The sequence below is a fragment of the Corallococcus sp. AB032C genome (assembly GCF_003668935.1).
GTDB lineage: Bacteria > Myxococcota > Myxococcia > Myxococcales > Myxococcaceae > Corallococcus > Corallococcus exiguus.
In genome coordinates, this window is the sequence record NZ_RAWP01000196.1 from 1 (window position 1) to 7,915 (window position 7,915).

General features: G+C 72.3%; 7 protein-coding genes. 5 read left to right on the forward strand and 2 right to left on the reverse strand.

Annotated features, from left to right (window positions below):
* The 5 genes from D7X99_RS40750 to D7X99_RS40770 all read left to right on the forward strand — a co-directional run.
* Positions 1 to 1,907, forward strand: a 1,907-nt coding sequence (locus tag D7X99_RS40750) for a tetratricopeptide repeat protein (RefSeq protein ID WP_121782440.1), incomplete at its 5' end; no start/stop codon positions are given.
* Positions 1,908 to 2,121: 214 nt separating this feature from the next.
* A complete protein-coding gene (gene cyoE / locus D7X99_RS40755) occupies positions 2,122 to 3,006 on the forward strand; it encodes a heme o synthase (protein WP_121782441.1) in 885 nt (294 codons plus the stop codon).
* 39 nt (positions 3,007 to 3,045) lie between these two features.
* On the forward strand, positions 3,046 to 4,035 hold the full coding sequence (locus D7X99_RS40760; protein ID WP_120578927.1) for an ABC transporter ATP-binding protein: 990 nt from the start codon (positions 3,046 to 3,048) through the stop codon (positions 4,033 to 4,035).
* Positions 4,032 to 4,901, forward strand: coding sequence for an ABC transporter permease (locus tag D7X99_RS40765; RefSeq protein ID WP_121782442.1), 870 nt, complete (start codon positions 4,032 to 4,034; stop codon positions 4,899 to 4,901). Before D7X99_RS40760 ends, D7X99_RS40765 begins: the two co-directional genes overlap by 4 nt.
* A 91-nt stretch (positions 4,902 to 4,992) precedes the next feature.
* Entirely contained in the window at positions 4,993 to 5,826 is an 834-nt protein-coding gene (locus D7X99_RS40770; protein ID WP_121782443.1) for a carboxypeptidase regulatory-like domain-containing protein, read from the forward strand.
* A 34-nt stretch (positions 5,827 to 5,860) separates the two neighbouring features.
* Here D7X99_RS40770 and D7X99_RS40775 read toward each other — a convergent pair whose 3' ends face one another.
* Complete coding sequence (locus D7X99_RS40775; RefSeq protein ID WP_121782444.1) at positions 5,861 to 7,270, reverse strand: ATP-binding protein; 1,410 nt, start codon at positions 7,268 to 7,270, stop codon at positions 5,861 to 5,863.
* Positions 7,270 to 7,893, reverse strand: coding sequence for a response regulator transcription factor (locus D7X99_RS40780; RefSeq protein WP_233614174.1), 624 nt, complete (start codon positions 7,891 to 7,893; stop codon positions 7,270 to 7,272). Before D7X99_RS40780 ends, D7X99_RS40775 begins: the two co-directional genes overlap by 1 nt.
* Positions 7,894 to 7,915: the final 22 nt, after the last annotated feature.

Here is a 7,915-nt window from a genome sequence, read left to right on the forward strand (position 1 = left end):
CCCCGGTGCTCGCGCCCGTGGCCGCGCCGCCCCCGGCCGCCGCTGAAGCGCCCTCCGCGGCGACCGTCCCCGTGACGGCCCCGCCCGCCGCCGCTGAAGCGCCCGCCACCGCGTCCGTGGGCCGCATCAACGCCCCGTCCCAGCAGGCGGCCCGCACGGCGCGCCCGTCGGATTCCGCCTCGCGCCCCACCCAGCGCCGTCCGCAGGTGGTGGTGGAAGAGGTCGAGGACGACGAGGACGAGCCCTCGTCGCGCCGCAAGAGCCCGCCCAAGAGCAACGGCAGCAAGATGCTGTCGATGGTCCTGCTCATCCTCATCCCGCTGTTCGCGGGTGGATACGGCTTCTACTCGGCGCAGGCCAAGAAGCGCAGCCGCGAGCTCAAGAAGAACCTGGACGTCGCCACCGAGCAGCTCAAGCACGACTCGTTCGCCAGCTACAAGAAGGCGTGCGAGGCGGCGGACCTGGCCCTGGAGGTGGACGCCGACTCCACCGCGGCCCACGGTTATCTGGCGTACGCGTACGCCATCCGCTGGGGTGAGCACGGCGGCGGCGACGACGCGCGCCGGCAGGCCGAGGAGCACCTGGCGGCGGCCCAGAAGGGCAAGGAGCTGTCCAGCCACCTCATCGCCGCTCAGGCGCTGATCAAGACGTACAGCGGTGACGGCAAGGGCGCGCTGGCCTCGCTGGAGACGCAGGTCAAGGAGCTCAACGACCAGAACAAGGCGTCCTCGCTCCTGTACCTCACGCTGGGCCTCATCCAGATGAACGCGGGTGACCTGGAGCGCGCGCGTGACAGCCTGGAGCGCGCGCAGGCGCTGGCTCCGGATGATCCGCGCGTCTACGCGGGCCTGGGCGCGGTGTACCGCCGGCTGGGCCAGGACAACACCGCCTGGAAGAACTACGACTTCGCCCTGCGCTACGAGAAGGACCACCCGGAGTCGCTGCTGGGCCGCTCGCTCCTGATGCTGGAGCAGGACGCGCCGAACTACGCGGTGGCCAGCCGGGACATCAAGAAGCTGCTGGAGGCGGAGCCCCCGCCCAGCCCGCGTCAGCTCGCCACCGCGCAGCTCGCGCGCTCGCTGCTCATCGCCCGCGTGGCGCTGGCCATGCCCACGCTCAAGCCGGACCAGCAGCAGCTGCTGACCGAGGCCACGGGCGTGCCGGCGGAGCCCGCCAAGGCGAAGCAGGAGGTCACGAAGGCGGAGGAGACCGGCTTCGCGCTCGACAAGCAGAACCCGGAGCTGAACCTCATCAAGGGCCGCCGCCTGCTGGCGGAGGGCAACTTCGACGCGGCCGCGGAGGAGATCCGCAAGGCCATCCGCGCGGACGGCAGCCGTGCTCAGTTCCACGTCGAGCTGGCCAAGGCCCTCATGGGCAAGCCGGGCGGTGAGAAGGAGGCCTCCGAGGCGCTCGTCACCGCGCTCAAGACGATGGGCGACAGCCCCAAGCTGGTGGTGATGCTGGGCAACGCCTACCGCCGCCAGAACAAGCTGGAGGACGCGCTCGCGCAGTACCAGCGCGCGGTGAAGGACCCCAAGGCGAAGAACCCGGAGGCCCGGCTCGCCATGGGCGCCATCTACCGGGAGCGCTCGGAGTGGGACAAGTCGAAGGAGCAGCTGGAGAAGGCCAGCCAGGAGTTCTTCGGCCAGCCGGACCGCGTCGCCAACGCGCTCACGGAGCTGGGCCGCGTCTACCAGGGCAAGGGCGACGCCGCGAAGGCGGACGAGACCTACCAGCGCGCGCTGCAGGCCGACGAGAACTACTCGGCGGTCTACTACTTCTACGCGCAGCTGCTCTCCAAGGACGCCAAGCAGTCGGGCAAGGTCAAGACGCTGGCGGCTGAGTACGTGCGGCGCGAGCCCAAGGGCGAGTACCTCGCCGACGCACAGCGGCTCGCGGGGAACTGAAGCTCCGCCTCCCGCTGTCCCCCACGCCGCGAGGCCCCCTTCCCGGGCTTCGCGGCGTTTCGTTTTTGACGGGGGGCGACAAGGCAGGCTGATGTGGCGGGGAGCCCCAGCCTTGCCACCCCTCCCGGGTGACGGTATGGGAGGGTCCACCCCACACCCCCTTGACCGGTAGCCGGGAGCGACCGCGGTCCAGGGACTACCTGCTGGAGTCCGCTTGAGCGCGCGTGCCCTGTCCCAGTCGTCCACCGCGTCCGACCTGATCTCCCTCACCAAGCCGAGGCTGTCGTCGCTGGTGCTCATCACCGCGGCGGGCGGCATGTTCATGGCTCCGGGGCACTTCACGCCGGTGCGGACGCTGGTGACGCTGCTGGCGACGGCGGGCACGGTGGGCGCGGCGAACGCGTTCAACTGCTACTGGGAGCGTCACAGCGACCAGTTCATGGCGCGCACGCGCAACCGGCCGCTGCCCGCCGGGCGCATGGACCCCAGCACGGCGCTGTGGTTCGGCCTGTCGCTGGCGGCGGTGTCGCTGCCCGCGCTGGTGCTGGGCGCCAACCTGCTCACCGGCGTGCTGGGGCTCGTCGCGCTGCTCAGCTACGTGCTCGCGTACACGCCGCTCAAGGCCCGCACGTCCGCGGCGATGCTGGTGGGCGCGATTCCCGGCGCGCTGCCGCCGCTCATGGGCTGGACGGCGGTGACGGACCAGGTGGACGCGGGCGGCTTCGCGCTGTTCGCCATCATGTTCCTCTGGCAGATGCCACACTTCATCGCCATCGCGCTGTTCCGCAAGGACGAGTACGCCGCCGCGGGCCTCAAGTCCGTGCCGCTGGAGCGCGGGGACGAGTCCAGCCGCGCGCAGGTGGTGCTCTACCTGGTGGCGCTGGTGCCCATGACGCTGCTGCCGTTCCAGCTGCACATCGCCGGCACCTGGTACCTGGCCGCGGCGGTGGTGCTGGGCCTGGGCTTCCTCGGCCTGGGGGCGTGGGGCTTCTTCAAGCACCTGGGAAAGCCCTGGGCGCGCCAGACGTTCCTGTATTCGCTCGTGTATCTCACCGGCCTGTTCGCCGTGATGGCGCTGGACCGCATCCCCCGCGGCTAGCACCCCCTCGCTGCGTCCGGGTGCGAGGCCGCCTTTCGCATGCCTGACACCTCCGTTCCAACCCCGCCCCCGCCGCTGCTGCGCATCGAGGGGCTCACGCGCCGCTTCGGCGAGCGCACCGCCGTGGACGGGCTGTCGCTGTCCGTGCAGCCGGGCGAAATCCTGGGCCTCCTGGGGCCCAACGGCGCCGGCAAGTCCACCACCTTCCAGCTGCTCGCGGGCCTGCTCTCGCCGGACGCGGGGCAGGTGCACTTCGCCGGCAAGGTGCTGTCCCTGAGCGACCCGGCGCTGCGGCGCCAGATGGGCATCATCTTCCAGAAGAGCAGCCTGGATGACCTGCTCACCGCCCGGGAGAACCTGCTGCTGGGCGCGCGGCTGTACGGCCTCACGGGCGCGGACGCGAAGGCGCGCGTGGAGACGATGCTGTCGCTCATCGGCCTGCAGGACCGGGGCGATGAGAAGGTGGGCACCTGGTCGGGCGGCATGCGTCGACGGCTGGAGCTGGCGCGGGCGCTGGTGCACCAGCCGCGCGTGGTGCTGATGGATGAGCCCACGCAGGGCCTGGACGAGGCGGCCTTCCGCACCTTCTGGACGCACCTCAAGCGGCTGCGCGACGCGCAGGGCGTCACGGTGCTGCTCACCACGCACCGCGCGGATGAAGCGGAAGGGTGCGACCGGCTGGCGGTGCTGGACGCCGGGAAGCTGGTGGCGTGCGACACGCCCCGGGCGCTCGCCTCGCGCATGGGCGGCGACATCCTCACGCTGGAGGGCCCGGAGCCGGAGGCGCTGGCCGCGCAGGTGACGGAGCGGCTGGGGCTCGCGGCGACGGTGGTGGAGGGGCGGGTGCAGGTGGAGGCTTCGCAGGGACACGCGCTGGTGCCGCGGCTGGTGGAGGCCTTCCCTCCGGGACGGTTCGCCTCCGTGTCGCTGCGCCGGCCCACGCTGGCGGACGTGTTCCTCCAGCTCACCGGGAAGGCCCTGGGGGCGGATGCTCCCTCGCCCACGCCCGCGCCGAGGAAACGCCGATGAGCGCCGACATCCCCGTGCCTGTTCCGTCCTCCTCGCTGGACGCGCCCGCCGCGCCGGTCCACCGCCGGGAGCCGGGGACGCTGGCGCTCCAGTGGGCCACCGTGTGGGTGCTGCTCTCGCGCGACGTGGTGCGCTTCTTCCGGCAGCCCAGCCGGGTGGTGGGCGCGCTGGCGCAGCCCATCCTGTTCTGGTTCGTCATCGGCTCCGGCTTCGCGGGTTCGTTCCGCGTGGAGGGCGCGCAGGGGCTGGGCTACCAGCAGTTCTTCTTCCCGGGCGTCGTCACCATGGTGGTGCTCTTCAGCGCCATCTTCGCCACCATCACCGTCATCGAGGACCGCAAGGAGGGCTTCCTCCAGGCGGTGCTGGCGGGGCCGGGCTCGCGGCTGGCGGTGGTGCTGGGCAAGGCGCTGGGGTCGTCCACCATCGCGCTGATGCAGGCGTCGCTGTTCCTGCTCTTCGCGCCGCTGGCGGGCGTGGACGTGGAGGCGGTGGACTACCCGCTGCTCGCGGCGGTGATGGTGCTGTCCGCGCTGGCGCTCACCGGCATGGGCATGGCGCTCGCCTGGTGGGTGAAGTCGAGCGCGGGCTACCACGCGGTGATGAGCCTGGTGATGCTGCCCATGTGGGTGCTCTCCGGCGCCATGTTCCCGGTGAAGGGCGCGGGGCCGGTGCTGTCGTGGGTGATGACGCTCAACCCGATGCGCTTCTCCGTGGAGGGCGTGCGCCGCGCGCTGTACGGAGCGCAGGCGTCGCTGGCGGTGGGCTCGCAGGGTGGTGCGACGGTGGGGTGGGAGGTGCCCGCGCTGCTGGCGTTCGCGGCGGTGTTCGTGGGGCTGGCCGCGTTCAGCGTGAGCCGCCGCGAGTAGCCGCGCCCCGTGTGTCGATGGACTTGCCCGGTGCCTTCCACTACGACGGCGGGCACCGCATCACGAAACATCCTCCAGAGGAGACCGCCTCATGAAGCTGCGTCTGCTTGGCTTGTCGATGGTCGGTGTCGCGGGGCTCCTGGCCCTGCCCGCGTGCAAGAAGGATGAGGCGCCCACGCCCCCCGCCGAGCGTCCGGCGGCTCCCACGCAGCAGGCCGTGCCTCCGGCTCCCACGGCGGGCGCGGGGGCGGGCGAGGCGGCGGCTCCGGCGGCGCCCGCGGGCAACGGCGTGGTGAAGGGCACGGTGTCGTTCACCGGCACGCCTCCGGTGATGGCGGACCTGGCGCCCAGCGTCGACCCCGCGTGTGACGGACGGCCGGAGAAGGAGCAGTCCGTGCTGGTGAAGGATGGCAAGCTCCAGAACGTGCTGGTGCGCGTGAAGGGGCCGGTCGCGGGTGCGCCCGCGGCGCCGTCCACGCCGGTGGAGGTGGACCAGTCGAAGTGCACCTACGTGCCGCGCGTGCAGGGCGCGGTGGCGGGCCAGCAGGTGGTGTTCAAGAACAGCGACGGCACGCTGCACAACGTGCGCGGCGTGGTGGGCACCAAGCCCCTGTTCAACGTGGCGCAGCCGCCCTCCGGAGCGCCGGTGCAGAAGCCGATGCCCTCGGACGCGGAGGTGCTGCGGCTCAAGTGCGACGTGCACCCGTGGATGACGGCCTACGTGGTGAGCAACCCCAACCCGTACTTCACCACCACGGGCGCGGACGGTTCCTTCACGCTGACGGGCCTGCCCGCGGGTACGTACACGCTGGAGGCGTGGCACGAGACGCTGGGCACGAAGACGGCGGAAGTCACCGTGAAGGACGGCGCGCCCGCGGAGGCGACGTTCTCCTTCGCCGCGACGGACGCGCAGGCGAAGCAGTAGTCCCCAAGGGGAGGGGGCTGCTTGAGCGGCCCCTTCACCCGTGGGTGTTCGACACCGGTCCCGGCGGCCCGGCCTTGCGCACCGTGAAGCCCACGCGCGCGCCGCCGGCGGGCCGGTTCTCCGCGAACGTCTCACCGCCGTGGGCCTTGGCGATGCGCTGCACCAGCGCGAGCCCCAGCCCCAGCGAGCCGGCCTCGCGCGCCTCGCCGCCCCGGTCCTTCCGGTAGAACGGCTGGAAGATGCGCTGCTCCTCGCCGGGCAGCAGGCCCGGGCCCCGGTCCTCCACGCTGAAGGACAGGTGCTCCTGGCCGTGCTCCTGGATGCGCAGCGCCTCCACGCCCACGCCGTGCTTGCGCGCGTTGTCGAGCAGGTTCACCAACGCCCGGCCCAGCAGCGTCGCGTCCGCCATCAGCGACACGTCGTCCGTCTCCGGCTGGAGCAGCGTCGCGGACAGCCCCACGCGCTCCAGCGCCTGCGCCGCGAGCACCCCCGCCTCCAGCACCTTGGGCGTGAGCTGCCCGAAGTCCAGGCGGGAGCTGGCGAGCAGCTCGCCCACCAGCGCGTCCAGCTCCACCACCTCGCGGTCCACCTGGTCCAACGTGCGCGGGTTGCCGCCGCCGTCGCGCAGCAGCTCCGTCAGCACCCGCAGCCGCGCCAGCGGCGTGCGCAGCTCGTGCGACACCGCCGCCAGCAGCTCGCGTTGGTCCGCCATCTGCTTCTCGATGCGCGCCGCCATGTCGTTGAAGGACTCGGCGAGCACCGCGAACTCGCCGGTGGTGTGGCGGTCCAGGCTCGCCCGAGCGCCCAGCCGGCCCTCGCCCAGCTCCTGCGTGGCCTTCACCAGCGTGTCCACCGGCCGCGCCAGCCGGAACGAGATGCCGCCCGCCGCCGTCCACAGCACCAGCACCGCGATGCCCAGCGGCAGCACTGCGCGCCAGGGGCCCCGCGAACGGGTCTGCAGGTAGCAGGCCTGCAACGAGCCCAGCTGCGTGTCCTGCCGCATCACCGGGAGGGTCGCGTCCGGCTTCGAGCACGGGGCGCCGCCCCGGGCCACCACCGCGCCGGACAGGTCCGTCAGCACCACGTCCACGTCCAGGTCGTCGGAGATGCTCCGCATCAGGGCGTCGCGCTCGGCGGGCGCGTCCCACACCTCCGCGAACTGGTGTCCCACGAACGCGCGGATGCGGTCCGTCTCCTGCCGCCAGCTGTTGCCGCCCGTCAGGTTCATCACCCACGACACCACGAGCACCGTCACCAGGATGGTGAGCCCGAACATGACGAACAGCCGCCGCCGCAGCCGCGCCTGCACGTAGGAGCCCAGCCGGCCCAGGTGGAACATGCGCCGGCGGCGGGCATGGGCCTGGGCGTGGCGGCCGAACCTCCGGTGCAGCTCCGGCCCGCAGTCCTCCCGCTTGGGAGGCCAGTGGTGGTGACCCCAGCCCATCAGGCGCCCTCCTTGGCGAAGACGTAGCCCACGCCGCGCACCGTCTTGATGAGGCGCGTGCCCACGTCCCCCAGCTTCTGGCGCAGGTGGGAGATGTGCACGTCCACCGTGCGCTCGCTCACCACCGTGTCGCTGCGGCCCGCCTCGCCCAGCAGCGCGTCGCGGGGAATCACCCGGCCCGCCCGCCGCACCAGCGCGAGCAGCAGGTCGAACTCCAGGCCCGTCAGCTCCACCGCGCGCCCCTCCACCTTCACCTCGCGCCCGGACACGTCGATGGAGACCCCGCTCGACTCGAGCCGGTCCGCCACCGCCGCCGGCTGCGCCCGCCGCAGCACCGCGCGCAGGCGGGCGAGCAGCTCGCGCGGGCCGAAGGGCTTGGGCAGGTAGTCGTCCGCACCCAGCTCCAGCCCCACCACGCGGTCCGTCTCGTCGCCCTTGGCGGTGAGCATCAGCACCGGGATGCGGCTCTTCGCCCGGATGCGCTTGCACACCTCCAGGCCGTCCATGCCCGGCATCATCACGTCCAGGAGCACGGCGTCGTAGGCGTTGGCCTCCAGCGCCGCCAGCCCGCGGCCACCGTCGGCCGCGTGGCTGACGGTGATGCCGCTGTCTCTTACACACATCTCCGAGCCCACGAGACGCTCA